Consider the following 23,917-nt stretch of genomic DNA (forward strand, 5'->3'; position numbering starts at 1 on the left):
AGAGCCGCTTGCGCAGACGCCAGGGCGGCGCGCAGCTGCGGTTCGGGCAGGCCGTCGAATAGGCTCATGGCCGTCCTCCTCTTGCCAGCCGGGCGCCCAGCGACAGTTTTTTGGCCGGTGCGGCGCTGGTGACTGACACAACCGGAGCAGCAGCGGTTGTCGCCTGTGGCGCTGGCGATGAGATCGGCATCGCCGGTGTCGGCGGCGCTTCAGCGTCGGGGAGGTGGTCGCTTTCGTCGCGATCCCCATCATCAGGATCGCCGACCACCTCGGTATGCGGCGTCACCTCCGCGCCGACCTTGTCCGCCTCACGGTTCAGCTTCAGGCCAGTGTGCATTAAGCCGCGAAGCGCGGCGAGCGCATAGACGCGGCAGTCGAGGCGTTCGTTCGCTCGCCCAGCGATCGGGACCCAACGGCGGATTTTCTGCGAACCTTCGCCTTTAATTTCGATCTGCTCGGAGGTGAGCTGTTCGAAGGCGGGGAGGTCCCAATCCCCGTTGAAGTGCATGTACCCAGGCCCAGGCGTGGGCTTGGGTAGATAGCTCTGAAGGATGGTGTCCTTACCGGCGTTCACGCCGAGAATGATGGGCCGGAAGGTCTTTTTCGACCGCGACGACGGCCGTTTGGTAGGCCACAGCGGATTACGAAAACCCGTCCGCGCGCTCTCGCCTTTGATTGCCCACCACTTACGTCGCAGGTTTTCCTTCGAAAACGTGTAAACAGCGTCCGTGTGGTGGCCGCCGCTGTCCTGGCACGCCGCGGCAATCGTGAACGGACGCTCGTCGGCTCTATACCACGTCCGCGATAGGAACCGTTCCAGTTGGGCGCGAACATCGGGATCGCTCATCTCGCCGTCGATGACGTGATGCTCGATCGACCAGCTTTCCTCGTCGCGGCCCCAGCCGACAACTTCGATCTCGATGCGGTAATCCTGCGTGTCGATGCCGGCGGTCAGCATCGCGACGCCGTTGGGCACGAACCCTTCGGGCCAATTCTCGCGGCGGGCGAGTAGCGCATGCCCATCGACCTGCTTGGCCATGTGCTTGCGATAGGTCAGCGCCAACTGGGTGTTGTAGAAGGTGAGCTTGCCGTCCTCGTCCGTGATGGCGAGGAACTTCTCTGCCATCCGCGGCGGGGAATCGTTTTGCCACGGGCTATAGAGCTTGCCCGCCTGGAAACCGGCATGGATGTTTGGCACGGCCCAGGTGCCGCATTCGCTGCACTTTGCCCTATAGACGGCGTGGCGAGGGCCTTCCCACCAGTCCCAGATGCGATCAACCGCCGCCGACCCGGTATCGCTATGCCACGCGGCCTCGTAGCGATCGAGCGGCTTCTGGAACACGCCGCAGCATTCGAACGGACGCGTCTGATGCCAACGGATTGTGCCGAGGGCGCGCAGGCGCTGACCTTCGGTCCAGCTCTCATTGCAGCGTTCGCAGTAGACCTGCGCCGTTTCCGGGCGGTGCGTCTTGCCGTCCTTGCCCTTCTCCCAATGCACATGGCGGAAGAAGTCTAGGAATTGGCGATGACCGCAATGCGGGCAGGCGACCGAAGCGCGACGCTGGTCGGACTGGTTAAAGCGAACCTCGATCTTGCTCTCGCCCGTGACCGTCGGCGAGCAGACCGCAACGTCGAGCGAGTTTGATTCGAACGTGGCGAGGCGCTCGGCGCCGATGAGGAGCGGGTCGCCCTCCTTCAGGGGCGCGTACTTGTCGACCTCGTCGAAGAGGATGATCCGGATCGGCCGGCGGGCGAGGTTGTCGGGGCTGCCGGCGCCGACGATGCCGAGGAAACCGCCGGGGAAGGCCTTGTAATCCAGCGTGTCGCCGGCGTCGCGCGTCTTGGAGGCGCCGACCAGGCCCCGTAGGACCGGCGTCGCTTTGATGAAGGGCGCCACGCGCTCCTTCGAAAACTGGAGGGCCGCCGTGTCCTTCGGCTGGACGATCAGCATCGGACAGGGGTCGAGATGGGCGTGATACCCGGTGATGTTCTCGATCAGCGTCGTTTTGAGCAGCTGCGTCGCGACCATCGCCGAGATCTTGCGGCAGCCTGGCTCCGTCGCTGCCAGCATCGGCCCGCGGGCGATTTCCACACGCCCGGTACGATATTTGCCCGAGGTGCTCCCCGCCTCCTTGGCGAGGACGCGATATCGATCTGCCCATTCAGGCAGGCTGATACGCGGCGGCGGCGTCCAACCTCGTCGACTAGCTCGGCGGAGACGATCAGCTTTCGACGGCGGTGAAGTCGAGATCCGGCTCGCCGAGCTCATCAAGCTGCTGGTGGACATACGGCTTCAGCGCCTCCGCCAGCGTGGCGCCATCGATATCGAGATCGGCGGCGAGCAGGGGCGCGAACCGCGAAGGGAACGCCATCCACGCGTCGCGCGCGGCGCGCCGGTCATCGAAAATCACCGCCTCGGCAACCTCGATCTCAACGAGCTTGCTGGCCTCCTTCTGCGCGGCGAGCAGGTGCTTCAGCGCGAGGGCATTCTCTTTGATCGCGACCGCTTCGACCTTGGATCGAAACTGCCCTGCGAGCAGCTCTTCGATGAAGCCGGTAGCGATCGCCTCGTCGATCTCGTCGTCTTCCGCGGCCGCTTTGAAGTCGGCAACGACCTCGTCGATGACCGCAACAACCTCAGGCGCAACAGCAGACTTGTTGCGTTTCTTGTTGCGCCCGCTGTTGCGGGGGCTTGTTGCGGGTGCGGGAGCAGCTGTTGCGGCCTCCAATTTGAACCGGCCGAGCCCAGCTTTGCGCAGCGCTTCGTCGGAGGCGCGCACGTCGACCAGCTTACCGGAAAGCGTGATAAAACCGCGCTTTATCCAGTTCTGAACCGCCTGCCGCTTCATGCTGTGCGTTTCCGCATAGGCCGTGATCGACAGCAGCGTCATCCGCGCCCCCTCCCCCGCAACAAGCGACCCCCCGCAACAAACTTTTCGCCCCCGTAGCTGGGCGAGCATCGGGGTGCGCAATTACCCTCGTTGCAGAAGGGGGCAGGAGGGACCCATTCGGGGTCGTCTAGCGCCGCTTGGTTGCGAGGGCGCGGCGCAGTGCCTGGTCAAAGGCGGCGGCGGCGTGCCGCTCGATGTACGTCCGCGCCACCCTATCAAAAGGCAGGCGCTTGCGGACTGGCGTCGTGTCCTCAAACTGGATCAGCAGCTTCAGCGTCGTGCGAGCGCCACCAATCTTGTTCAGCTTCCCTCGAGTGCTGTACTCGCCACCGCCCTTGTAGCGCTCGCCTCGCTTCGTCTTACCGCGCTGCCATACCCCGTTGATCGTACGTCCGTTCTTTAGCGTCACCGGCCCAATGAACACGCCGGGCTTTGATTTCAGCGAGGCCAGCTTGCCCTTCGACAGGTTGCCGTACTGATTGAGGCCAACGGCACGAGGGGCGAGCATCCCGCGCTTGGTGCCGAGCGAACGATTGCCACCCACGACGTATGGCTCGAGGTAGCTAGCTTGGATGTCTTTGAACGCGACGGTAGCCACCGGCCGAGATTTCGTCGCGACCTCGATGCGGGTTGCCTTTTGAGTGAATGGTGTCGGCGTGTCGAACGTGTCGTTGATCGCGTCCTGCTCGCCAGCGGCGACGCCGCGAGCAAGGTGGTTCAGCGCCAGCGACATCGCGAACGGGACCTGCTGCGCGCCAAGCGCGATCATCGCGCGGTGCAGTGGTTTGAGGTCGGCCTTAATGCTGATCCCGACCGGCATCAGGCCCGGCCGCGGCCCCGCACGGCGGCGCGGGCTTCCGCCGCGATGCGCTCTACGTTCTCAATGCGCTCCTCAGCGCGACCGTGGGTTTCCACAGCATCGGCGAAGTCGAACGCGGCGCTGTGCAGTTCACCTGCGAGGCGCTCGAGGATCATCGCGGTCGTAGCAGGCTGGGGCATTCACGCCTCCCAACTTCCGAAACTTCGGTAGCCTTCGGACTTCCATCGACGCGCCGTGCGTCAGATGGTTCGGCTGGGGATGCGGAAGAGCATGGAGCTCCACATCGTCTTTCCCCTCAGCTGCTCAGGCAGCGGCCCTATCGAAGGTGTTCGCGCTATGTACGCCAGTTGATACGATCTGCCAAGCCTCTACCGTAAGGGTCAGCGCGCCCCCGAAATGGACCTTGGCTGTAGCGCCTTTGCTTTCCACAATCACACCCGTCATGCCCGCGAGCGCCGGCATGTCCGTCACCTCCACCTCCGCCCCGGGATTGAACGCCTTGCGTTCGCGCCGCAGCGCCTTCCGCCGTTCACGCTCTCGCCCCATGCGCTCAGCCCGCTCCCGCCGCGCCGCTTCGCGATTGTCGGCTTCCCGCTCGGCGATGATGCTGGCCGTGGCCTCCGCTTCGGCGTCGAGCAGCCCGCGGATCGCGGCGGCGCCGATCTCTGGCGCGCGCCCGGCGACCTGCATTATCGAGAATTCCGGGAGCGGTCCGAACGGGATGAGGCTGACAGAGATGGCGTCGTGAAGCCGACGCGCGTCAACAAATACGATGCCCGGGAGAATGGGCACCGTCACCTCGACCATGATCCGCCGCTGCCCCATGACATAGCGACGCCCGCTGCGTGGCGCAGGTCGCTTTACGGTTCGCCGCGGCGACCACGCGTCAATGCCGATCGCCAGCAGCGCCTCGGCCAGCGGCAGCGTGCGGGAGATTGAGGTGCGCAATATGCACCACCGCTCTGCCGCCACGACCGCTGCGCCGGCCTGCCCTTCGATCCTCTGGTGCATCATTACACGTTCCCCCGGCCGCAATGCTCGCCGGGGAGCGCTCATCGCTAACCCGTTGTGAACCGGGCAACGGTAGCGCGATAGTTGCCATTCCGTTCCGCTTTGCCGGCCAAGTTCGGCTAGCGGAGTGATAATTGCAAAGAGTGATGCTGCATAAGATCTCTGCAGGTCCCACTTTCCAAAAAAACCGGTATACCGTTCCGCGACAAGTCATTCCACGCACCGGCGCCGGCCATAGTGATATCTCCGATAGCATCGTAGATCATATGACGATCCGCATCGGAAAGGCCAAATGCTGTTGCGAAGGCTCGCGCACTTTGTCCTCGATTGGGCGGCCTCAGTAGATCGTTATTCTGCTCGGCAAATCCATACCCCATAAACAACGTAACATGCGATGCTGCGATGTACTGCCTAACTTTCTCATCAACATCTGCCGCTACGGACTCCGTGAAAGTCTTAATATTGGCGGCTACGCGAAACAGCTTTTCTGGTTCGTCTTCCCCGAATTCTACACTCCCGTTTTCCGTTGACGCCAATTGCCAAGGTAGATTTCCCACCGAGCCATACGGATGCACTACATCCAAATTTCCTATCAAAAATGCTGCTTCTGCTGAGGCAATATCAAAGTAGGCTTGAACGGCTAGCCAAAGAAATTGCTCCAAACACCGATCGTAGTTGAATACTACAAATCGGAGATCTTTGAACGCTCTCTCAGGATATTTTTTATCCACACCTGTAAAAAGCCAGCGGGCAAGATCGGGAAACCAGCTAATTCGTTGGAAATCGTTACCCTGCAACGTATCAAGTCGATTTACGTGATTGAATGGCGGCCGATGCGATTTCTCAAAGAGTAGGCTTTCCCGCTCAGCCAGTAGTATGTTAGCCGCTATACCATACTTCCCAAGCATATTGATATCTGCATCATCTTGGTGAGTATGGAGATAATTATCTATAGATGCAGCAACGCTCATGCCCACTTGAATCTTATGGGCGGCGTCGGCAAGTGCGAACATTCTGTCTTGATTAAGGTGTCCATTGACACCCAACATTCCGCGTAACGCACGTTGCAGGCGCTCCTCCCGGAAACGCCAAGCGTTGCTGTAATCGGGCTCGAGAGACTTCGCGATTAATCGACGCAGTTCAGCGCCTGACGGAAGGCCGAGTTCACAACTTGAACCAGCACCGATAACTATCGTTGTAGGCCGGCGGATCATAGTGAGACTTTCATGCGTCTCAAACTGGCATGACGGCGTGATGACCACAAGCAATAGTCAAATCACGCCATGGCGCTGTCGCTCGACTGCTGTAGTGGCGCGATAACTTGCCAGCCCCGCTTATGAAGCAAAGCGACTGCCGCCTCTACGTCTCCAGGCACCGCTAGCCCATCGGCGTGCCGCACCAGCCGCCCTGCCGCCACAAGCCGCGCCACCGCGCGACTGACCGCCGTCTTCGACCCCGCCCCGACCTCGAGCATGATCTCACGGAGGCTGGGGCCGCGGTCGTATGTCAGGCGGAAGGCGCGCACGAACGACACGATCTTGACGTCGATCCGAACGGCACGCGGGATCGTCTGCTCGTTCACGCCGCCTCCCGCGCCGCCATCCCCGGCATGATGCGCGCAGCGCTCGACGCCTTCAGCTTCGCCGTTGCGATGATCTCGCGCATCGCCTCCGGGGTCAGCGGATCGGCGGCGAGCTCAGCGGCGCGGGCTTCCGCGCGTTCCGCCTCATCGGCAAGGCGCGAGAGGCGCATGGCGCGCGCGCGGCGTTCATAGAGCATGGGGTTGATGAAGGTCCGCAGCTCGCCGGCCGACTTCGGGAAAAACCGCCGGCCAGGCACATTGCAATATGCGCGGCACGCCGCCTGCAGGATGTCGAGCGGCACGTCGTCCAGATGGGCGCGCAGCAGCTTCAGGGTCGCGTCCGCTTCCTTGGCATCCTCATCGCGGATGATCGTGCTGCTGCGCATACCGAACAGCACGGCATGACGCTCAGCGCTGGTGCTGGGGGCAAGTGCCTCGGCATGCATCATCGCGGCAGCGCGCAGGCCCTCGCCAGAACCGGCGGGGATCGGCATGCCGTACCCATGCGGGAAGCTGGCATCGAGCGCGTGACGGTCAACCCAGGCCGGGATCTGCGCCGCCAGCATAGTGGTTGAGAAGGGGGTCGCGGAAACCGCTCCGTTGCTGCCGCCCGCCGCGATTGTCAGATCGTTTCCCACTGCGAAGCACTCCCTCGATGTAGCTGACGGGCTCGATGGCCCCTTCCCTCTGCGCCTTGCCCAGCGCGACGATCACCGCCTCCGCGCCGAACTCGCCCTTCCACCTGCCAAGCAGCTTGCCTGCCTTCGGATCACCGATGGCGTTGGCAGCCAGGAAGGCCCTCCCCTGGTCGAACATGACCTTCTCGGGATCGGCCGGCGGCGCCGCGGCGCCCGATCCGGTAGGATCGGAATTAGAATCTCTCTGTCCCTGTCCCTCTCTCTGTCTCTTGGAGGCTTCGTCCCCGAGGACATGCGCTGCTGTCCCTGGGGACAGGTGCGGGACAGAGGCGGGGAAATGCTGGGACAGGAAGGTGACGAAGTCGGGCGCGGCCACGTCTGTCTCGTGGCGCTGGTTATGCTTCTTCACCCGCGCGCATTCGGCACGGTGACGCTGTTCGACCTTGCTGCGCCAGGCGGCGAGCACCTGCTCGGCGACCACCGGATGGTAGAGCCGGCCGTCCGCAGCCTCGACCCAACCGCGCAGCGCATCGGCGCGATGCTTGCGGAACGTCTTCAGGTCGCGCCCCAGCCCGCATAGGCGCGCCAGCACGGCGTCCGCCGCCGGCAAAGACCCGGCCGGCAGCTGATGCCACGCCGCCGACCAGAGCAGCACGGCGTACCAGCACGCCTCCGGGTGGCCCTCGGCGGCGAGATCGCTGTCGCGCAGCCGGGCGACGTGCAGCGGCATGAACGGGAAGTCCTGCAGGTCCGCATCGGCGGGTGTCAGCGGCGCGGTCATGCGCGATCCTTTGCGGGCGGTGAGGTGTGGACGGAACGGAGCGGCGTCATCGCCACCCCCACGCGCGCAGCGCCAAGGCGCCGCCGTCCGGCGTGTTGATAAGTGCCCACGGGAAGCCAAGGCGCTGGAGCTCGTCGCGCCACCAGATCTGATCTGGATCAAGCGTCGACTTTCCTTCCCGCTTCACCTCCATGAAACCGACGCGCAGCGCGCGCTGGTCGATCACGGTGAGGTCGGGGAAGCCCGGTCGTACGCCGTCGGCCTTCAGCGCCGCCGTCTGTTTGGCGCGTGCCAGCTCATCGCCAGCGAGGTGCGACCCATTCGGCGTGTGAACGACGTGACAGCCCATCATCGTGAGGAGGTGGACGTTCGCGCGCTGGATCGGACGCTCGGCGAGCTTGGGCGGCTTCACGAGCCCACCAGATCGCGAAACAGGATGGGCTGCACCGACCCGTCATTGTGCATGGTATCGAGCCACACGTCCGCGTTCGGCTCGCCGCCTGTCCAGCCGTTCGGCCACGTCTCGAGCGCGATCAGCTCGCGAATGCGCGCCTCCTCGTCAGCGTCGATCAGGACCATGCCCTCACGGCCAAGCCGCGCCGCCGCTTCATTCACCTGCGCTTGGATGCCTAGAACGCGGTCGAGCGCCCAGAGGCGAGCCTCGAATGTCAGCGGGCCCATGCGCTGCTGGTTCGACTGGAGCGAGCCGTCCTTGCGCGTCTGTCCGCCAGGCTGGCGCTTGCGATGCTGTGGCTTGCGCAATTCGCGGTATAGGCGCTTCAGCTCTGTAAGCGGGCTCAGATGATCCCAGCCCTGCATACGCATCACCGCGCCGAGGGCGCCGTCGTGCTCGACCAGCGCGCATTCGACGCAGCCGGTCCGCATATCCTCCTCGCCGCCGTAGCCCTCCGCCAGCAGGCCAGTCGACCATGCCCCGAACTGTGACCAGGGCGCGAAGACCGTAAGCCAGTCCCACACCATACAGAGCGACCAGTGGTCGATCGGGGCGAAGGTGTCGGTGAGAGCGCCGGGGAGATCGGTCTGCAACCACCCCTGCCCGCACTCTGCGCCATTCTTCGAACAGGATAGCGAGATGCGCTGGTCACGCGCCGCGCTCTCGCCACGCCGAACGCCGGTGATGGTGAGCGCGCGACCGTCGAGCCCGGCCATGTGCCGCTCGATCGCCGCCGTCATCGGCTCGACTTTGATCTGGGGCGTGCACCACCGGAACGTGTTGGACGGCGGCGGCACGCCACGACCGAGCATGTAGACGAAGAACCGCTCGTCCATTGGAGCGACCACCTCCATGACGGTGATGCCCATGGCGCGCATCCGGTCCATAATTGCGCGAGCCGATGCCTGGAGCGGGGGGAGCTCCATGCGGGTGTCCGCGTACATGACCGTGATCGACTTTGGCCGCGGCAGGTGGCCGATCTCGATGAGGGTGACAATAACTGTCACCGCTGTCGTGCTGTCCTTCCCACCGCTGAAGGCGAAGATCCAATGGTCATAGGCGAGCGCGTGCGCGCGCATATTCATGAGCGTCCGCTCGACGCATTCGCCGACTGGCATGTGCGGGCCATCACCGGAGAACAGGTTGCGGGTCGAGCGAGGCCGATAGCCGAATTGCTCGGCGTGCTGCTCGATCATGGCACCGATGTCGGTCACTACGCCGCCTTCGCCCGCGGCGAATAGCGGCCGAGCGAAACCCGGTCGGACCAACCGGGAACTGCGCTCGCAACTTTGTCGAGCAGGTATTCAGATTCGACTAGGTCGCGGCGCCGGATCGCCGCCGCCAGATCCTGCAGGTCATCGCTTACGACCGACCTCTCCAGCAGCTCGACGATATCATCGTCGTCCGGCGCACGTCGGTCACCATCATCGCCATACTCGCCATCTGCACAGTCCTCGCACAACAGGCGATCGGAGACGCGCTCGCAGCTGTCGCACTTGAGCTCGGCGTGATCCGGGCAAAGAACCTTTTCGACGACGGTCGGACAACGGTCGCAGGATGCATGGGCGGCCATGGTTATTCTCCTGAAACGCGGATGGGCATGAGGACGAGCGACACGCCGCTCGCTTTGGGGCTGGTGATGAGTGCAGGGGCAGCGGGATCGCCGAGCGCGAAGTCGACATGGTCGACGTCGAGCACTGCCAGGGCATCGCGGAGGTAGCGGCTATTGAAGCCGATCGTCAGCGGCGCGCCGCTATACTCGCAGGGCACCTCGTCGACGGCGACGCCATGCTCCGCTGACGTGACGGACGCTCGCGTAACATCGCGCTCGATCTCGAGCTTCACGACGCGCACCTTGTCCGAAACGGCCGTCGCTACCCGCCCGATCGCTTCCGTGATCGCATCGCGGTCGATCACGAGCTTTCTGTCGTTCGACGTCGGGATAACCCGGGTGTAATCCGGGAAGGTGCCATCGACGACTTTCGCAACGATGACGTAATCCACCGCCGACATCGTCACCTTGCCGTCACCGACGGCGATCTCGATCGGAACGTCACGGGCATCGGCGGCGGCCCGGACTAAATCGATGCAGCGTGTCCGCAGGATGGTGTCGGGCAGCGCTGCCGCGCCATCGGGCAGGTCATCGACGTACCGAGCCAGGCGGTGGCCATCGGTGGCGGCATACCGGAGCTTGCCTTCGCTCGCATGGAGGAAGACGCCATTGAGGTAATACCGCGTCTCCTCGGTCGAAACGGCGTGCCGCACGACGCCAAGCGCCCGCGTCAGCACTTTGGGGTCAAGCGTGAACCGAGCCTTCACCGACTGCTGGTGCAGGATCGGAAAGTCCTTTTTGGGCAAGGTGGCGAACCGCAGGCGCGCGCGGCCTGATGACACCATCGCCGCCGGCGGATCGTAACGGATCGTGGTTTGACTGCCTGGGGTGAAGGAACCGACGACATCGGCCAGTCGATGCGCATCCAACGTGAATGCGATCTCCTGATCAACCGTCGCCGCGAGGGTACGGCTGACCATCACGTCGAGGTCGCTCGTCGTGAGGCGGACGCGGCCCGGCTCCGCCTCGATCAGCACGTTGAACAGGATCGGGATGGTGTTGCGGCGTTGCACTGCGCCGCGGACCTCCCTCAGGGCGGCGGCAAGCGCGTCGGTTTCGAAGGCGATGTTCGTCATGCGATGGCTCCGATGGACGGGGCGGCAGGCTCGACAGGCCCTTCGCCAATTTCGCGGAAGAGGTTTGCGGACACGCGGGCGCAGCGCTCGGCGACCTTGGCCAGCTCGCGAGCGAGCATGCGGACTTCGAAGTCCGTGATGGTCGTGTTGCCCTGTCGCTTGTCGTACAGGCCGCGCTCGCTGCACCCGATCAGCGCGGCGACGTTCTTGAAGCCGCCGCGGTCGCACATGATTTCGCAGGCGGTTTCGAGGCCGGCCATCCGTGGCACCGACAAGCGCCGCGAGACTGCTTCCGAATGTTCGGAAGTCACGTTAGCGCCGTTGCTGTGTTTACCGCAGCTCATGCGGCGGCGCCCCGGCGGGCAGGCAGCCCGATCACCGGGTGCCAACCCATCACGCAGCCGTTCACCGCGTACAGGCGCGTTGCGAGCGCGCTGGCCGCAGGACGCAGAGGTTCGTCCGCCGTCCCGCCCTTCGACGGGATCGACGCTGTTCGCATCGTCATGGTGTCACTCCTGGCGGGCGGCTGCCCGCGGGCTAGATCCTCAGGTCAGGGCAGGCAGGCGTCGTTGGGACTTGGCGCGCTGCTCACGCAGCCGGTCAATGTGTCGGGAAACGGCCTCGATCTCGGGCCACATGCCATCGAGCTCTTCGTCATCGACGATGTTGTCGTTCTCGAGCGCCGCCGCCTTTTTCGACATTAGGTCGGCTAGAGCCTTTAGCGCCGTCCGACCCTCGCAGGCTCCAGCCGCGTCGATCGGGCTGATCCGCATGCCGACAAGGCCCATGACGTCATTGGCGAATCGGCCGTCCCACTCCCGGCAGCCGCGGAGGAACGACACGACACCCATCTCGCCCAGGGCGGTGCGGTAGCGCGCGGCGGTGTCCTCGTGCTTTCCCAGCACCGCACCAAGGTCGGCATCGGTTGCCCCATCCTCCATCTTAATCGTCTCGAGGCTGCTGCCGAGCGTCTCAAGCAGTAACGATGCGGGAACAGTGCGGTAGCGGTTGTGGATGTGCGGCGCGGTCATGCTGCAAAGCCTTCGACATGAACAGGGAAACGCTCCACTTCGCCCCCAAGGCGGTCCGCCTCGCGGTTGCCCGCGCGCTGATCGACAAAGGTGCCGGTGACGCAGGTACGCGCGTCACCGGCGAGGGGGCGGCCGCCCGTCATGGTTTCAGCGGCCGCGGGGAGAGCTTGAGCGCGACGGATCGCGCAATCGGTGTGGGTGCAACTATAGGCCTCCGGATGCCAGGGGCCGATGCCGCAGCGATCGCAGGTGCTCATGCGGGCACCGCGCTTCCGGGGCCGCGCCTTGACAGCGCGACCCCTTCCGCCATCGTCGGGTTGCTCCACACCGACGAAAGGAAAACCGAGTGCCGCACCGCGCTCTCACGCAGACGGAAATGGCCGCTGCTCAGAAGCTTTTCGACCACATCATGGCGGCCGAATACGGTGGCGCGCCGGACGATGGTGAGAGCATGGCGGACTACACACTGCGCATCTGGGATCGATGCGCAAGCTCCGTCATCGAGCCGCCGCCGCGAGAAGGATAAGCGGCGGTTCATGCGGCTACCTCGACGGCTTCGCTGGGCAGGTGCCCGGTCATGAAATCCCGAACGCGCTGCTCCGTTTCGGGCCAAACGCGACGGCCGCGCCGCAACTGCCGGACGAAATGCCGGTCGCCGAGCGCGTCGTCGCCGAAGCGTGTCGCTGACACCTGCGGGTTCTGCTCGAGGAAAGCCTCGACGTCTGCGAGAAGCTGAGCCATGGCCACAGCAAATACGTGTGCAATATCACACCGTCAAGGTGTGAAACGTCTCACCTTTCGCCGTTCGTCGCATTCGTGTGAAAAAGCACACATGGCCGAACCCTATGAAGTTGCCCGCGTGAAGGCCGAGCTCCGTCGCCTGATGGACCTAAAGGGCATCAAAGCGAAGCCGTTGGCCAAAAAGGCCGGCCTTGGCGAAACTGCGGTCAGGGATATTTTCGAGCGCGAGGGATCCGACATGAAGGTCGGCACCCTCCATAAGCTGGCGGTCGCTCTAGACAGCACGATCGACGACATCGTCGGAGCTACCGGCGTCTCGATCGTGGGTAGGGTGGGCGCAGGCGGCAACGTAATCTACGCTGAGGACCACGCGGGGACCGCGCCCCGCCCACCCGGCTTAGCGATCCCGGTCGAGGCGCTCGAGGTCGACGGATCATCAATGCTGCCGCGCTACTCATCTGGCGACGTCGTCTACATTGCACGCGAACATGACGGTGTGATTGATGAGGACATTGGTGAGTTCTGCGCCGCCCGGCTTGTGACTGGCGAAACCTATATCAAGCAGCTTGCGTATGGCTCGCGCCCTGGCTTCTTCACCCTTCGGTCATTGAACGCAGAGGATATCGTCGACGTCGAGCTGGAATGGGCTACGCCGATCGTTTTCGTTCTTCCACGAGCCGCGCGGCGCCGGCTGGGATTTTGATCCAATAGCGAAAGCCCCCGCGGGGCGGGACTGGGGCCGCCCTATCGGGGAAATAGGACGCCACCTGCGGATCATCGTCGCAAACGACGGCGCTTATGGTCGCGCCCAGCACACAAGCGCGACTGTATCCAATGCTGGCGAAGACGCCAGAAATGCCGCGCCCTTGTTGGTGAACCACGTGATGGACCCAGCCTCCGCGCGGAACATATCCTACCGTTTCGCCCCGCGCCGAAACAATGCGAATCGCCTGCTGATCGTGGGGATTATCCGGCTCGTGGACAAACAATACGGCTTCGCCGGCAGAGCAGCGCTCGAGGGCATCTTGATAGAAGGAGACGCCCGCCACGCGAAAATGCCCCAGATCGTCATCCATCACGACTCGCTCCCTTCCTGCGCCAAACTCCCCAATGGCTTGGAACATTGCAAGAACGATGTGACGTTGCACATTTCCGTATTGACACAGTGTGATTTTGCACACTATCTGACCTCGAGCCGCACGACGCGGCATGGAGGTTTCACCCGTGGCCACCGCCCTACGCACCGATTGGCCGAGCGACGAACGCGATCCCCGCGTCGACGCCGCCGTCGAGGATTTTCGCGCCGCCGTCATTGACCTGCGCCGGCTGAGCGCCAAGCTGTTCGAGCTGCCCGCTGGTAGCGCGCATCGCCCGCCGCTGAAGGAGCAGATCGACGATCTGGTCGGCGGTATGCAGGCGCGCTGCGACATGCTGGGGATCGACCTCGACCAGCTGTTCCAACTCATAAACGCCGACCTCGCCGCCCGCCGCGGCGGCGGCAACGACCACCGCCCCCATGGCGATCACCTTCGCGCGCTCGTCGATGAGGTGAACGGAGCCTACGCCGACGAGGCGACCATCCGTCGCAACATCACTCGCCTGCAGGATCTGCTGCCCGGCGCCGCCGCGCGCCGGATAGCTGCCGATCGCGCGTGCGCGGGTTTCGTCGCCGGCTGGCCGGAGCGCGCGCGATGATCGCCGCGGCACCCGCCCCGCGGTCGGAAAAGCAGGAGGAGTTCCTCATCTACCTCCGCCGCATCGGACCGGAGGGGTGGGACAGGTCCCGCAACGACAGCGTCCTCTGCGCCCTCGAGCGCGACGGCTTGGCCGAATATCGCGGCACCCGCGCCCGTCCCCGCGTCGAGGCATGGCACGCCACCCCCGCCGGCGCGAAGTGGGTCGAGGATGCCCGCGCCGCCGCCCTCGCACAGGAGGTCTGACATGACCCGCGACACCTTCCTTCACATCGTCGGCTGGCTGTGCCTGATCGCGATCGCAGAGGTCGCCGTCTTCACGATAATTGAGACGGTCGCACCGCAGTGGCGCCGGATCTGGCGTCTCGCCACCGGCCACATTGACCCGGTGCCCGCACCCTTCCTCCCTGCCGCCTCGGACGCGCTTGTGTCGTCGGCACTCCCCCAGCGCCGCGATGACGAGGCCGCCGCCGCGCCAGCTCTTCAGGTGCGCGCATGATCGGGCGCGACCCGGCCCGCCAGTGGGTCGTGGCCGGCGGGGAAGTCATATCCCGTACCGACGGACAACGCCATTACGTCAGCGCCGACCAAGTAGCGCGTTCGCACCGCCTTCGCGATGACGAATGGCGCCGGTGGGACGGCAACGAAACGGCCCACCTGTGGCCGCGGCACGACGGCGACTACCGCAATCTGCGCGATCAGGTGCCGGTTACGCCGCCACCCACCGTGATCGTCGCCGGCCTAGGCCGCTGTGGCACGTCGATGGTCATGCAGATGCTGGCGGCCGGCGGCATGACCACGATCGGCACGTTCCCCGATTTCGAGGATATGGACACCGATCGCCAACGCAGCCTCAACCCGGCCGCGTGGATAGCGAGGTGCGAGGGCTGCGCGGTGAAGGTGCTCGACCCGCAGCGCGTGCCGCCGCCGGCCGGGCAGTCCTACCGCACGATCTGGCTGACCCGCGATCCCGAACAGCAGGGCCGCAGCCAGATCAAGCTGATCGACGCGAACCCCAGCCGCGCGATGCGCAAGGCGATGGCGCAGTCGATCCGCCGGGATGAGCCACGCGCGCGACGCGCCCTCGCCGCCGCCGATCTGTCGGGACGGCCGATGCTGCGGCTGACGTTCGAAGGCATCCTCGGCGACCCATTTGCCGCGGCAACTGCCATCGTCGATCACATCGACGCCGAGGGGTTCGAAGAGGGGGCGGCCTGGCGCATGGCGACGGCCGTGATGCCGCGCGGCCCGCATTGCCTCCCCTTCATGCTCGAAACCCATCTGCTTCAGGGAGCCGCCGCGTGACCGATCGCAGCTTCAAGATATACGACACGGCGCTGATCGTCAGCGCCGCCGGCAGCAAGCCCGACCGGGTCGGCGGCGTCGCGATGACGTGGAAGGCGCCTGACTACGAAACCTTCAATCGGCTGTTGCTGGTGCTGGAGGGCAAGGGCTTCACCGTCACCCGCGATCCAAAGATCGAGCAGCACTATCCGAGCCTCGGCCGACATCATCGCGTCGGCTCCCGCCCCACCCCGTCGGGCGACCTCTGGTTCCATGCCGAGGCGAGGCCCATTGGCTGCAAGGTCGAGTTCTATCAGGAGGTCGTGACGGTCAACTGCAACGGCGGCCGTTACGACTTCGACCGTCGCGCCAAGATGCCGTACCTGCTGGGGCTGGCGTACGAGGCTGCGATGCGCTCGGCATGCGCCCACCTGATCGACCGCGGCTTTGCCGACGTCACGCAGGCTGTTTCGCCGGTCGCCGATCCCCTCGGCTATTTCAACCAGCGGTGGGACAGCGAATGGGATCGCGCCGCCAGCCGGCACCGTTTCAAGCGCGGCGAGGATGGCTGGCCGATCGCGAGCGAGCTCAACAGCAACCAGGTCAGCGACACCAACCCACTGCCTGCGCAGGGGTCCGTCTGGTATTTCCGGGATCGCGGCGGCCGGCTGGCCCGGGGCCGCGTCTATGGCGGGATCGGCGGTGTGTGGACGGTCGTCTACGGCCCGCGTCCGAACGACTTCACGCATAAGGCGCGGTTCGAACTGTTCCAGTACGACCCCGCCGCCGAGCCGCGCCGCGTCGTGCCCGCCAAGCGTGGGATCGATCGCCTCACGCGCGAGCTGCGCGCCGCCGTCGAAACCGAGAACTTCGAACGAGCGATCATCCTGCGCGACAGCCTGAGGAAAGCCGCATGAGCGATATCCTACTCGAAAGCACGAAGGCGCCATGAGGAGCGCGATCGCCTATGCAACGCCCGACCAGCTGGTCGCCTGGGCGGCGGCGCAGATGCAGCGCGCGCCCGACTTCGTCATCGGCGAGGTGTCCGCACCGTATCTGCGCCGCTGGTGGCAGGTGCCGCGCAACAGGCAGTGCAACGTCTACCTGCACGAGATCCTGCGCAGCGACGACGATCGCGCGCTGCACGACCATCCCTGGCCGAACACCTCGTTCGTGCTGGCGGGCCGGTATGTCGAGCACACCCCGGACGGCTCGTTCCTCCGCGAGGCAGGATGGTCGGGCAGCCGGCCGGCTGAGGCGGCGCACCGTCTCGAGATCCTGCCCGGCGAGCGCGCGATCACCCTGTTCATGACAGGGCCAAAGCTGCGCGAGTGGGGCTTCCACTGCCCGAAAGGCTGGGTGCATTGGCGCGAGTTCACCGGCGGCGCCAATGGCGAGCTGATCGGCCGTGGTTGCGGGGAAGCGTAAAGCGATGAGCGCGATGAGAAATATTGAAGCTGCTGATCGTCTGCTCTGCCTCGACGAGGTCAAGGTGGTTGCTGGCATCGGCAAATCAATGATCTACCGCAAGATGCGCGCTGGCACCTTTCCGAAGGCCTGCAAAGCCGGGGGAAGCTCCACGCGCTGGAGCGAACGCGAGGTCCAGGAGTGGATCGCTTTGCAACTCAGCAGCAGACAAGCGGCCTGAAAGCTGGGCGGCGTCAGATTGCGCCTCCCGTTCAGGCTGTTAGACTATCCCGCATGTCGACTGAGCAACAATATCCAGGCGGTTCTCGCAAACGCGTAAGTCGGGCTGGAGATGCTGTCAGAGATGGAAACGCGTCGGCAGATGATCTGCGGGTATTCAACCTGTGGAGAGGCGCCCACGCGTACGTCATAAACAGCTTCCAGGCTATGCTCCGCGGTCGGACGCGCGGTCTCGATATTGCGGTGGCTCAGCGTCATAAGCGTCGCACAACGATATTCCGGAAACTCCGTCGCTTTCCGGAAATGCGTCTACATCGGATGGATGACGTTGCGGGATGTCGTCTTATCTTTCCAGACATCGACGCCTTGCGGGTTTTCCGCGCCGGACTGCACAGCGCCAAATTCCAGCACAAGCTCCGCAACGACCCCGACAAATATGATTATATCACGACGCCCAAACCTGACGGGTATCGTGGCATACATGACGTGTACGTCTACGACGTGCGAGGCAAAGGCGGGGCGGCCTATAAGGGGCTCCAAATAGAGTTGCAATACAGGACCATATATCAGCATGCTTGGGCAACGTGCGTTGAGGTCATAGGCTTTGTAACGCAAAGCAATCCAAAATTCAAAGAGGGCGATAAGCGCTACGAGCAGATTATGATCCTCGCGAGTGAATTGATCGCTCGTGTGTGGGAGGGCGTGAGCGGCCCCCTTCCCGATCTATCAAACAACGATCTTGTTAATGCGTTTTCGGCTTTGGATACCGATCTTGGCTTCATAGATATGCTACGCGCCCTTAACGCTTCCGACGAGGTTCTTAGGGGAAGGTCACAAAATCTCATTCTTATATTCAGTCGTGACGAACCCCTTGAAATACGGGCATACTCAACTGATCGCGAAGCACTTTCCGCGTTGCTTGATCTGGAAATTGACGCCATGTTTGGCGAGAAAGATATTGTCGCTGTTCGGGGAAATAAGAAGGATGTGCGAACTGCGTTTCGCAACTATTTTACTGACGCACGCGACTTCCTGGAATTTATTGATCAGGCGCTTGAGGAGACGACGAATCAGGCAATTCGAGATGAGGCTGTGCTAGTTGACGCCAATCTCAACAGAGTGTTCGGCTTGGACCGCCACCTGTAGGAGCAGCGGATCGGCCCGCTGGAGCGGATGCGAGGTCCAGGCGTGGCTCGGTGAGCAACTGGCGCACGGCGCCGCGACGCGGTAACGACGCCCTATGATCCGATTTCGCAAACGTCGCCGGCCCGAAACTCGCATTGATGGGATAGTGGTGCCGGAACCAAATCCGACGCCAAAGGCGGTTCGCGGATGGTCCGAAGACTATATCCACGAACGGCTTGCAAAGGCCAAAGGCACCTATCCTTACGGCCAGAGCGTTCTGGAGTCTGAGCTTCGGGTCATCGAATCATGGCGACAACCCGCTGCCAAATCACTCTGGATCAGCCTCGCTGCGCTGATCATATCCTTGGTGGCATTGTACGTCAGCGCGACGAAGCCCGACCAGTCCACGCCACCGACTTCGACCGCCGGCAATACTTCGGCGGCCAGCTAGGCCTCCCCTGGCCCCGTCGCCGCGTAGCGAATCGGACGTCCGAGCTGCGCCTCTGGGGGCTCAAGCCCCACGATGATGAGGTCGGCATATTCCTGCGCGATCTCCCGTCGCCGCGGCATGTATGCAGCCCGGTTGTACGCCCCCTCGACCTTGTCGTCTGGGACGTGCGCCAGCATCAGGTCTATGATCGCACGATCCGGCGACGCGCCCTTGTGCCCCGCCTCGCGCCATGCACGGTCAAATATCTCGTTCATGATCGTCGAGAAAGTGGCGCGGAAGCCGTGTGGAACGTGCTCATTGCCGTACCCGGCCCGCTTTAGCAGCGCATTGAGCGTATTTTCCGACATCGACCGATGCGAAAATCGCTCGCTGGGGAATAATAGGGCATATCGGCCGGTCAGCGGTTCAAGCGCTGAGAGGACCTCGACCGCCTGGCGTGACAACGGCACGAGGTGATCGCCGCCGACCTCGTGCTTCCGGTCGTCGTCGCCCTTCATCCGCGCCGCCGGGATGCGCCACAAAGGTGCCGCACCGCGCAAGTCTTCGAATTCCGTCCACGCCGCGCCAGCGACCTCACCCGGCCGAACAGCCGTCAGCGCGAGGAGGCGCATCGCGAACTTGGTGGTGGCGCGGGTCCTCTTGTCCTCAACGTCGCGAAGAAGCTTGCGGACGCGGCGGATGCGCTCGTCGTTATTCTGGGTGTCATCCACCACCGATGGCTGCGGACGCGAGCGCGGCCGGGCAGGTAGCAGCTTCAATAAGGACACCGGCGCAGGATCCGCGCGGATCAGCTTGAGGGGGATCGCGCTGCCGAAAATGTCGGAGAGGCGCTGACGCAGGCGCTGGGCGCTCTCGATCGAGCCGCGGGCAACGATGGCGTTCAGTAGGTCGAGCACCATAGCGGTGTCGATGTCGGCGATGGGCAGATCGCCGAAGGCCGGGAAGGCGTCGCGTTCAAGCGACTTCCACACGTCGTCTGCATGGACGGCCGACCAGCCGCGGACCTTGGGGTCAGACCAGTGCCCGGCGTCGCGAACGCGCGCGGAACCGTGCTGCTCGCGCCAAGCCTTGCGCTTCGCAAGGGACCAGCCGCTCTTCAGCTCGAACCAACGCTCGGCAACGACCCGAAACGTATTCACCGCCGCCGCCGATCGATCCCGGCGGGTCAGCTGCTTCACAACAGCCGGATCGCGCCCCTCATGCAACAGGCGCTTCGCCGCGTCGCGCGCCTCGCGCGCCTCGCCCAACGAAACAACTGGATAGGGACCGATCGTCAGCGTCTTCTGCGCAGGCTTGCCGGCGGCGTTGATCCCGAAGGTGTAGTTCATCCGCCAGTGCTTGCCGCCGGCGGGGGAGACGTGCAGGAACAGCTGCCCGCCGTCGGTGAGCTTGTAGGCCGTCTCGCGGGGCTTCGCCGCTTTCACCTTCGCATCGTTCAGCGCCATGGTTCGAGGCTCCATACCATGGCGAAAGCCGCCGATACCATGGGCCATGCCATGGTATGGGGTGGACGCGAGTGGACGACTATGGACATCACGACCCCGGTTAAAGGGTCAAAAACCGCAGTTTTCAAGGGGGTGTGGACGGCTATGGACGTCCATGGAAGAGAAATTGGCGGAGAGGGAGGGATTCGAACCCTCGGTGCCCGCAAAGGCACGCCGCATTTCGAGTGCGGTACAATCGACCACTCTGCCACCTCTCCGCAGAAGACGTCTTTGGCGGGTCGGTGAGACCCGCAATCCGTCGGTCGAGGGCGGGCCTTTAGCGGCTCGGTTTTCCGGTGGCAAGCGCCGTTGTGCTTGTGCAGCGCGGAAAGACGATTAAATTATGGGCATGCCCCGTCATGACCCTATCGGCACCCTGCCCGCGCAGGGGCGCCCCAATGTCGTCGAGATCGATGCGCCGGCGATCGCGCATGCGCGCTTCTCGATCGGCGATGTCGTGCGGCACCGCCTGTTCGATTTCCGCGGCGTGATCTTCGACGTCGATCCCGTCTTCGCCAATACCGATGAATGGTATGAGGCGATCCCAGAGGCGGTGCGGCCGCGTAAGGACCAGCCCTTCTATCACCTGCTCGCCGAGAATATGGATTCGAGCTACGTCGCCTATGTCAGCCAGCAGAATCTGGTGGTCGACGACAGCGACGAGCCGGTCGACCATCCGGCGATCGCCGGCCTGTTCGATGATTTTACCGACGGCCGCTACGCGTTGCGCCGCGAACACCGCCACTGACCGGTCAGCGGGAGGGACGCCGTAGCGCCCCTCCCCGCCCCCCCCCTTAGAAGTTGATCGCCGCGCGCGCGTACAGGAAGCGCCCGTTGAAGCCGAACGGCGAGAAGTTGCTATATGGCAGGAACTGATAGGTCGTCGGATAGCTGCCGCCGACGCTCGCCGGGCGCAGGCCGAACGGCCGGCGATCCGGATAGACGTCGAAGGCATTGTCCACGCCCAGCGTCAGCTGCACGCCGCGATATTCGTAGCTTAGCGAGAAATCGGTGATCCACTTGGGGCGCAGCACCTGATCGTCCGGCCCGAGCAGCGTCAGGCTGGTCGCATCGGCGAGCGGTGCGGTCGTTTCGGGCGAGATCACCGAACCATAACGCGTCGTACGCGCCGACACGCCGATGCCCGCGATCTTGCCGTCGGTCGCCAGCACGACCTTGGTACGCGGCTGGCCCCGTTCGAACCGGTAGCCCTCGACGCGTCCGAACAGGACGAGGCCGGGGATCTGCGCCAGCGACCCCAGCGTGTTCAGCCGCTTGTCGATCTGGTTCTTCGTGTAGTTATACGCGGCCGAGAAATTCCAGGCGCCCAGGCCGCCCAGATTGGCGCGATAGGTCGCAACCGCATCGACGCCCTGCGTGGTCGTATCCAGGCCGTTGATGAAGAAGCGCGCCGCACCGACGGTGTTGAAGCCGTTCGCCACCAGCACCTGCTGCACCGCGGCATTCTGCGCCGCCGTGCCGACGCCCGCCGCACCCAGATTTTCCGACAGCACGATGCGGTCGCGGATCTTGATGTGGAAATAATCGACCGTCAGGTTGAAGCCGCGGAACGGATTGAGCGTCGCACCGCCCGACAGATTGACCGACTTTTCGGGCTTGAGCGGCTGCGAACCGAGCGCACGCGCCACCGGGCTGTTCACGGCGACGGTCGACACGTCCACGGGCACGCCCGACAGGAAGTTGGTCGAGGTGGTGGTGAAATATTGCTGGTGCAGCGACGGCGCACGGAAGCCGTTCGACACCGACCCACGCAGCGCGAACCCCTCGGTCAGTTCGTAGCGCAGCGCCAGCTTGCCGTTCACCGTATCGCCGAAGTCGCTGTAATGTTCGTAACGGCCCGCCGCGGTCGCGGTGAAGCCGGTGAACAGGTCGGCGTCAAACTCGAGATAGCCGGCATAGCTGTTGCGGTTGACGTTGGTCCGGGCCGAGGCAGGCAGACCGCCGAAGCCCTGCGCACCCGCCGCCGCGGTACGGCCGGGGAACGAGCAAGTACCGGTCGCTGCCGCGCCCCCGCCATACACGCCGCCCAGCGTGGTGCAGTTCGCCGCCGTGGTGGTGCGCGTCGCCTGGAAGAACGGGCCGGTTTGGTACGACTGCGGATCGCCGGGGCGGATCTGGAAAATTTCGTGGCGATATTCGCCGCCGAACGCGAAGGTCAGCGGGCCCGCCAGGCCGACGTCGAACTGGCGCGACAGGTCGGCGTTCGCCAGGATCTGCGAGAAGGCGAGGCCGCCGGCATCGAACGAACGCTGGCTCTGCGGACCGAAGGAGACGTTGACGCTATCCTCGGTCCGGTAGCTCAGCTCGTTGCGACCGAAGCCGAGCGAGAAGTCGCCCTTGAAGCCCGCGACATCGGCCCGGATGCCGCTGGTCGCCGACAGATCGTCGATGCTCGACTGGATCTTGGGCAGGTAACCGTCTGGCGTCAGGCCGACGAAATTGGCGCTGGTCGGCGTTGTGCCGGGCGCGATCGTCGAGAAGTCGCGGTTGGTCGCCGCCGACTGCTGGCGGAAGTTCGCCGCCGACAGGCCGTCGCGGTGACCATATGTGAAGAAGGCGTAGAAGTCGGCCGAGCCCAGCGGCTGACCCATGTTGACGAGGAAGTTGAAGTCCTGCGTCTTCGCATCGCCGTAGCGGAAGTCGAGGCGGTTGAAGCTCGCTTCGCGCGAATCGAACGTGGTCGACGACGGACGGATGTAGTTGGGCCGCAGATCGTAGCCCTGGCGGTTGGTGAAGTCGCGGTCGCGATATTCGCCCGTGAAGTTGAAGAAGCCGCCGTTGCCGATCGGCAGGCCGACGTTGACGCCATAGGTCAGCATCGCGCCGTCGCGCGCCTTGCGCTCGCCGTTGCTGTTCGCCTGGAGGTAGCGCGAGTCGGTCGGGTCGAGCGACGGGGAATTGCCGAGCAGGCCGTTGAAATTGGCCACTCCGTCCAGTGTCGTCACATATTTGCCGTAGCTCACCTGTGCGCGACCGCCTTCGCTCGCGGTCTTCAGCTGGACGTTGATCACGCCCGCGATCGCATCCGAGCCATATTGCGAGGAGGCGCCGTCACGCAGCACCTCGACCCGCTGGATCGCGAGCGCCGGGATCATGTTCATGTCGACCGCTGCCGAGCCGCGCCCGACGGTGCCGTTGATGTTGAGCAGTGCCGACACGTGGCGGCGCTTGCCGTTGAGCAGCACCAGCGTCTGGTCGGGGTTGAGGCCGCGCAGCGTCGCGGGCCGCGTCACGTCGGAGCCGTCGGCGATCGAGGGCTGCGGGAAGTTGAACGAGGGGACGAGCTGGTTCAGCGTCTTGTTGAGTTCGCCGGTGCCCGACGCCTGCAGCGCGCTGCCGGAAATGACGTCGATCGGCACAGGGCTGTCGATCGCGGTCCGGTTGGCGACGCGGCTACCGATGACGACGATCTGGTTGGCCGCCTCGTCGCTTTGCGCCGACGTATCGGCCGTCGCTTCCTGGCTGGGCGCCGACTGCACCGCTTGTGCCCAGGCCGGTGCGGACAAGACCGCCAAGGATGCCGGCACGGCGACGCCGGCAAGCAAGATTGCGCGCTTCATGATTTTCCCCTGTT

At 64.3% G+C, this 23,917-nt stretch carries 33 protein-coding genes and 1 tRNA gene; 11 read left to right on the top strand and 23 right to left on the bottom strand.

Going from position 1 to position 23,917, the window contains the following annotated elements; all coding sequences use genetic code 11:
• Positions 1-64: 64 nt before the first annotated feature.
• From ACGVWT_RS14585 to ACGVWT_RS14675, 19 genes are all read right to left on the bottom strand, one after another.
• Positions 65-2,251, bottom strand: coding sequence for a phage terminase large subunit family protein (locus ACGVWT_RS14585; RefSeq protein WP_394427071.1), 2,187 nt, complete (start codon positions 2,249-2,251; stop codon positions 65-67).
• Positions 2,223-2,891: a hypothetical protein gene (locus tag ACGVWT_RS14590; protein WP_394426989.1), complete on the bottom strand. Its 669-nt coding sequence runs from the start codon at positions 2,889-2,891 to the stop codon at positions 2,223-2,225. The genes ACGVWT_RS14585 and ACGVWT_RS14590 overlap by 29 nt, the downstream gene beginning before the upstream one ends.
• A 127-nt stretch (positions 2,892-3,018) precedes the next feature.
• Complete coding sequence (locus tag ACGVWT_RS14595) at positions 3,019-3,711, bottom strand: hypothetical protein (protein ID WP_315462874.1); 693 nt, start codon at positions 3,709-3,711, stop codon at positions 3,019-3,021.
• Entirely contained in the window at positions 3,711-3,890 is a 180-nt protein-coding gene (locus ACGVWT_RS14600) for a hypothetical protein (protein WP_394426992.1), read from the bottom strand. Before ACGVWT_RS14600 ends, ACGVWT_RS14595 begins: the two co-directional genes overlap by 1 nt.
• Before the next feature lie 124 nt (positions 3,891-4,014).
• On the bottom strand, positions 4,015-4,725 hold the full coding sequence (locus ACGVWT_RS14605) for a hypothetical protein (protein ID WP_315462876.1): 711 nt from the start codon (positions 4,723-4,725) through the stop codon (positions 4,015-4,017).
• Between the two features lie 116 nt (positions 4,726-4,841).
• Positions 4,842-5,936, bottom strand: coding sequence for a hypothetical protein (locus tag ACGVWT_RS14610; RefSeq protein ID WP_315462877.1), 1,095 nt, complete (start codon positions 5,934-5,936; stop codon positions 4,842-4,844).
• 62 nt (positions 5,937-5,998) lie between these two features.
• Positions 5,999-6,304, bottom strand: a complete 306-nt coding sequence (locus tag ACGVWT_RS14615) for a hypothetical protein (RefSeq protein WP_315462878.1) — start codon at positions 6,302-6,304, stop codon at positions 5,999-6,001.
• Entirely contained in the window at positions 6,301-6,798 is a 498-nt protein-coding gene (locus tag ACGVWT_RS14620) for a hypothetical protein (RefSeq protein WP_315462879.1), read from the bottom strand. Before ACGVWT_RS14620 ends, ACGVWT_RS14615 begins: the two co-directional genes overlap by 4 nt.
• A gap of 40 nt (positions 6,799-6,838) precedes the next feature.
• Complete coding sequence (locus ACGVWT_RS14625; RefSeq protein ID WP_315462880.1) at positions 6,839-7,723, bottom strand: DUF1376 domain-containing protein; 885 nt, start codon at positions 7,721-7,723, stop codon at positions 6,839-6,841.
• Between the two features lie 46 nt (positions 7,724-7,769).
• Positions 7,770-8,135, bottom strand: a complete 366-nt coding sequence (locus tag ACGVWT_RS14630; protein ID WP_315462881.1) for a VRR-NUC domain-containing protein — start codon at positions 8,133-8,135, stop codon at positions 7,770-7,772.
• Entirely contained in the window at positions 8,132-9,391 is a 1,260-nt protein-coding gene (locus ACGVWT_RS14635) for a phosphoadenosine phosphosulfate reductase family protein (protein ID WP_315462882.1), read from the bottom strand. Before ACGVWT_RS14635 ends, ACGVWT_RS14630 begins: the two co-directional genes overlap by 4 nt.
• On the bottom strand, positions 9,391-9,750 hold the full coding sequence (locus ACGVWT_RS14640; RefSeq protein WP_315462883.1) for a hypothetical protein: 360 nt from the start codon (positions 9,748-9,750) through the stop codon (positions 9,391-9,393). The genes ACGVWT_RS14635 and ACGVWT_RS14640 overlap by 1 nt, the downstream gene beginning before the upstream one ends.
• Positions 9,751-9,752: 2 nt before the next feature.
• Positions 9,753-10,865, bottom strand: a complete 1,113-nt coding sequence (gene dnaN, locus ACGVWT_RS14645) for a DNA polymerase III subunit beta (protein ID WP_315462884.1) — start codon at positions 10,863-10,865, stop codon at positions 9,753-9,755.
• A complete protein-coding gene (locus tag ACGVWT_RS14650) occupies positions 10,862-11,125 on the bottom strand; it encodes a hypothetical protein (RefSeq protein ID WP_315462885.1) in 264 nt (87 codons plus the stop codon). Before ACGVWT_RS14650 ends, dnaN begins: the two co-directional genes overlap by 4 nt.
• A gap of 80 nt (positions 11,126-11,205) precedes the next feature.
• Positions 11,206-11,370, bottom strand: coding sequence for a hypothetical protein (locus ACGVWT_RS14655; RefSeq protein WP_315462886.1), 165 nt, complete (start codon positions 11,368-11,370; stop codon positions 11,206-11,208).
• Positions 11,371-11,410: 40 nt separating this feature from the next.
• On the bottom strand, positions 11,411-11,896 hold the full coding sequence (locus ACGVWT_RS14660) for a hypothetical protein (protein WP_315462887.1): 486 nt from the start codon (positions 11,894-11,896) through the stop codon (positions 11,411-11,413).
• Positions 11,893-12,153: a hypothetical protein gene (locus tag ACGVWT_RS14665; RefSeq protein WP_315462888.1), complete on the bottom strand. Its 261-nt coding sequence runs from the start codon at positions 12,151-12,153 to the stop codon at positions 11,893-11,895. Before ACGVWT_RS14665 ends, ACGVWT_RS14660 begins: the two co-directional genes overlap by 4 nt.
• Positions 12,150-12,434: a hypothetical protein gene (locus ACGVWT_RS14670; protein WP_315462889.1), complete on the bottom strand. Its 285-nt coding sequence runs from the start codon at positions 12,432-12,434 to the stop codon at positions 12,150-12,152. The genes ACGVWT_RS14665 and ACGVWT_RS14670 overlap by 4 nt, the downstream gene beginning before the upstream one ends.
• A complete protein-coding gene (locus tag ACGVWT_RS14675) occupies positions 12,431-12,637 on the bottom strand; it encodes a hypothetical protein (RefSeq protein WP_315462890.1) in 207 nt (68 codons plus the stop codon). The genes ACGVWT_RS14670 and ACGVWT_RS14675 overlap by 4 nt, the downstream gene beginning before the upstream one ends.
• 91 nt (positions 12,638-12,728) lie before the next feature.
• Between ACGVWT_RS14675 and ACGVWT_RS14680 the strand changes: the two genes are divergently transcribed.
• Positions 12,729-13,340 carry a S24 family peptidase gene (locus ACGVWT_RS14680; protein WP_315462891.1) on the top strand — a complete coding sequence of 204 codons (612 nt, stop codon included), beginning with the start codon at positions 12,729-12,731 and terminating at the stop codon, positions 13,338-13,340.
• On the opposite strand, the gene ACGVWT_RS14685 is transcribed toward ACGVWT_RS14680, so the two are convergent.
• Positions 13,285-13,713 (bottom strand): HIRAN domain-containing protein, encoded by a 429-nt coding sequence (locus tag ACGVWT_RS14685; protein WP_315462892.1) that lies wholly within the window; start codon positions 13,711-13,713, stop codon positions 13,285-13,287. The genes ACGVWT_RS14680 and ACGVWT_RS14685 overlap by 56 nt on opposite strands.
• A 148-nt stretch (positions 13,714-13,861) precedes the next feature.
• Between ACGVWT_RS14685 and ACGVWT_RS14690 the strand changes: the two genes are divergently transcribed.
• The 9 genes from ACGVWT_RS14690 to ACGVWT_RS14730 all read left to right on the top strand — a co-directional run bounded on the left by ACGVWT_RS14690 (position 13,862) and on the right by ACGVWT_RS14730 (position 18,838).
• Entirely contained in the window at positions 13,862-14,332 is a 471-nt protein-coding gene (locus tag ACGVWT_RS14690) for a hypothetical protein (RefSeq protein WP_315462893.1), read from the top strand.
• Complete coding sequence (locus ACGVWT_RS14695) at positions 14,329-14,577, top strand: hypothetical protein (RefSeq protein WP_315462894.1); 249 nt, start codon at positions 14,329-14,331, stop codon at positions 14,575-14,577. The genes ACGVWT_RS14690 and ACGVWT_RS14695 overlap by 4 nt, the downstream gene beginning before the upstream one ends.
• Position 14,578: 1 nt before the next feature.
• Positions 14,579-14,830 (top strand): hypothetical protein, encoded by a 252-nt coding sequence (locus ACGVWT_RS14700; protein WP_315462895.1) that lies wholly within the window; start codon positions 14,579-14,581, stop codon positions 14,828-14,830.
• Positions 14,827-15,636, top strand: a complete 810-nt coding sequence (locus tag ACGVWT_RS14705; protein WP_315462896.1) for a hypothetical protein — start codon at positions 14,827-14,829, stop codon at positions 15,634-15,636. Before ACGVWT_RS14700 ends, ACGVWT_RS14705 begins: the two co-directional genes overlap by 4 nt.
• On the top strand, positions 15,633-16,532 hold the full coding sequence (locus ACGVWT_RS14710) for a UvrB/UvrC motif-containing protein (protein WP_315462897.1): 900 nt from the start codon (positions 15,633-15,635) through the stop codon (positions 16,530-16,532). The genes ACGVWT_RS14705 and ACGVWT_RS14710 overlap by 4 nt, the downstream gene beginning before the upstream one ends.
• Positions 16,533-16,563: 31 nt before the next feature.
• Positions 16,564-17,043 (top strand): hypothetical protein, encoded by a 480-nt coding sequence (locus tag ACGVWT_RS14715; protein WP_315462898.1) that lies wholly within the window; start codon positions 16,564-16,566, stop codon positions 17,041-17,043.
• 4 nt (positions 17,044-17,047) lie between these two features.
• Entirely contained in the window at positions 17,048-17,263 is a 216-nt protein-coding gene (locus tag ACGVWT_RS14720) for an AlpA family transcriptional regulator (RefSeq protein WP_315462899.1), read from the top strand.
• A gap of 206 nt (positions 17,264-17,469) precedes the next feature.
• Entirely contained in the window at positions 17,470-18,408 is a 939-nt protein-coding gene (locus tag ACGVWT_RS14725) for a hypothetical protein (protein WP_315462948.1), read from the top strand.
• 94 nt (positions 18,409-18,502) lie between these two features.
• Entirely contained in the window at positions 18,503-18,838 is a 336-nt protein-coding gene (locus ACGVWT_RS14730) for a hypothetical protein (RefSeq protein ID WP_315462900.1), read from the top strand.
• On the opposite strand, the gene ACGVWT_RS14735 is transcribed toward ACGVWT_RS14730, so the two are convergent.
• Together ACGVWT_RS14735 and ACGVWT_RS14740 are read right to left on the bottom strand one after the other, a co-directional pair.
• Positions 18,835-20,283 (bottom strand): integrase arm-type DNA-binding domain-containing protein, encoded by a 1,449-nt coding sequence (locus ACGVWT_RS14735; RefSeq protein ID WP_315462901.1) that lies wholly within the window; start codon positions 20,281-20,283, stop codon positions 18,835-18,837. The two genes, ACGVWT_RS14730 and ACGVWT_RS14735, sit on opposite strands and share 4 nt — an antisense overlap.
• Before the next feature lie 167 nt (positions 20,284-20,450).
• A tRNA-Ser gene (locus tag ACGVWT_RS14740) sits at positions 20,451-20,540 on the bottom strand.
• 131 nt (positions 20,541-20,671) lie between these two features.
• Between ACGVWT_RS14740 and hspQ the strand changes: the two genes are divergently transcribed.
• A complete protein-coding gene (gene hspQ / locus ACGVWT_RS14745; protein ID WP_394427013.1) occupies positions 20,672-21,070 on the top strand; it encodes a heat shock protein HspQ in 399 nt (132 codons plus the stop codon).
• Positions 21,071-21,116: 46 nt separating this feature from the next.
• Here the strand turns inward: hspQ and ACGVWT_RS14750 are convergent, their stop codons facing one another.
• Positions 21,117-23,903, bottom strand: coding sequence for a TonB-dependent siderophore receptor (locus ACGVWT_RS14750; RefSeq protein WP_315462903.1), 2,787 nt, complete (start codon positions 23,901-23,903; stop codon positions 21,117-21,119).
• Positions 23,904-23,917 lie beyond the last annotated feature (14 nt).

This window comes from Sphingomonas sp. S6 (genome assembly GCF_043498045.1).
In the GTDB taxonomy this organism is placed as follows: Bacteria; Pseudomonadota; Alphaproteobacteria; order Sphingomonadales; family Sphingomonadaceae; genus Sphingomonas.

What these genes read in the sequence shown, in the direction of transcription:
- ACGVWT_RS14620 (WP_315462879.1), bottom strand. Translation starts at nt 6,798, where the DNA reads ATGCCGATCCCCGCCGGTTCTGGCGAGGGCCTGCGCGCTGCCGCGATG.
- ACGVWT_RS14625 (WP_315462880.1), bottom strand. Translation starts at nt 7,723, where the DNA reads ATGACCGCGCCGCTGACACCCGCCGATGCGGACCTGCAGGACTTCCCG.
- ACGVWT_RS14600 (WP_394426992.1), bottom strand. Translation starts at nt 3,890, where the DNA reads ATGCCCCAGCCTGCTACGACCGCGATGATCCTCGAGCGCCTCGCAGGT.
- ACGVWT_RS14665 (WP_315462888.1), bottom strand. Translation starts at nt 12,153, where the DNA reads ATGAGCACCTGCGATCGCTGCGGCATCGGCCCCTGGCATCCGGAGGCC.
- ACGVWT_RS14705 (WP_315462896.1), top strand. Translation starts at nt 14,827, where the DNA reads ATGATCGGGCGCGACCCGGCCCGCCAGTGGGTCGTGGCCGGCGGGGAA.
- ACGVWT_RS14735 (WP_315462901.1), bottom strand. Translation starts at nt 20,283, where the DNA reads ATGGCGCTGAACGATGCGAAGGTGAAAGCGGCGAAGCCCCGCGAGACG.
- ACGVWT_RS14610 (WP_315462877.1), bottom strand. Translation starts at nt 5,936, where the DNA reads ATGATCCGCCGGCCTACAACGATAGTTATCGGTGCTGGTTCAAGTTGT.
- ACGVWT_RS14700 (WP_315462895.1), top strand. Translation starts at nt 14,579, where the DNA reads ATGACCCGCGACACCTTCCTTCACATCGTCGGCTGGCTGTGCCTGATC.
- ACGVWT_RS14670 (WP_315462889.1), bottom strand. Translation starts at nt 12,434, where the DNA reads ATGAACCGCCGCTTATCCTTCTCGCGGCGGCGGCTCGATGACGGAGCT.
- ACGVWT_RS14660 (WP_315462887.1), bottom strand. Translation starts at nt 11,896, where the DNA reads ATGACCGCGCCGCACATCCACAACCGCTACCGCACTGTTCCCGCATCG.
- ACGVWT_RS14715 (WP_315462898.1), top strand. Translation starts at nt 16,564, where the DNA reads ATGAGGAGCGCGATCGCCTATGCAACGCCCGACCAGCTGGTCGCCTGG.
- ACGVWT_RS14685 (WP_315462892.1), bottom strand. Translation starts at nt 13,713, where the DNA reads ATGGATGACGATCTGGGGCATTTTCGCGTGGCGGGCGTCTCCTTCTAT.
- ACGVWT_RS14650 (WP_315462885.1), bottom strand. Translation starts at nt 11,125, where the DNA reads ATGGCCGGCCTCGAAACCGCCTGCGAAATCATGTGCGACCGCGGCGGC.
- ACGVWT_RS14595 (WP_315462874.1), bottom strand. Translation starts at nt 3,711, where the DNA reads ATGCCGGTCGGGATCAGCATTAAGGCCGACCTCAAACCACTGCACCGC.
- ACGVWT_RS14695 (WP_315462894.1), top strand. Translation starts at nt 14,329, where the DNA reads ATGATCGCCGCGGCACCCGCCCCGCGGTCGGAAAAGCAGGAGGAGTTC.
- ACGVWT_RS14655 (WP_315462886.1), bottom strand. Translation starts at nt 11,370, where the DNA reads ATGACGATGCGAACAGCGTCGATCCCGTCGAAGGGCGGGACGGCGGAC.
- ACGVWT_RS14750 (WP_315462903.1), bottom strand. Translation starts at nt 23,903, where the DNA reads ATGAAGCGCGCAATCTTGCTTGCCGGCGTCGCCGTGCCGGCATCCTTG.
- hspQ (WP_394427013.1), top strand. Translation starts at nt 20,672, where the DNA reads ATGCCCCGTCATGACCCTATCGGCACCCTGCCCGCGCAGGGGCGCCCC.
- ACGVWT_RS14605 (WP_315462876.1), bottom strand. Translation starts at nt 4,725, where the DNA reads ATGATGCACCAGAGGATCGAAGGGCAGGCCGGCGCAGCGGTCGTGGCG.
- ACGVWT_RS14640 (WP_315462883.1), bottom strand. Translation starts at nt 9,750, where the DNA reads ATGGCCGCCCATGCATCCTGCGACCGTTGTCCGACCGTCGTCGAAAAG.
- ACGVWT_RS14720 (WP_315462899.1), top strand. Translation starts at nt 17,048, where the DNA reads ATGAGCGCGATGAGAAATATTGAAGCTGCTGATCGTCTGCTCTGCCTC.
- ACGVWT_RS14680 (WP_315462891.1), top strand. Translation starts at nt 12,729, where the DNA reads ATGGCCGAACCCTATGAAGTTGCCCGCGTGAAGGCCGAGCTCCGTCGC.
- dnaN (WP_315462884.1), bottom strand. Translation starts at nt 10,865, where the DNA reads ATGACGAACATCGCCTTCGAAACCGACGCGCTTGCCGCCGCCCTGAGG.
- ACGVWT_RS14675 (WP_315462890.1), bottom strand. Translation starts at nt 12,637, where the DNA reads ATGGCTCAGCTTCTCGCAGACGTCGAGGCTTTCCTCGAGCAGAACCCG.
- ACGVWT_RS14590 (WP_394426989.1), bottom strand. Translation starts at nt 2,891, where the DNA reads ATGACGCTGCTGTCGATCACGGCCTATGCGGAAACGCACAGCATGAAG.
- ACGVWT_RS14725 (WP_315462948.1), top strand. Translation starts at nt 17,470, where the DNA reads ATGCTCCGCGGTCGGACGCGCGGTCTCGATATTGCGGTGGCTCAGCGT.
- ACGVWT_RS14730 (WP_315462900.1), top strand. Translation starts at nt 18,503, where the DNA reads ATGATCCGATTTCGCAAACGTCGCCGGCCCGAAACTCGCATTGATGGG.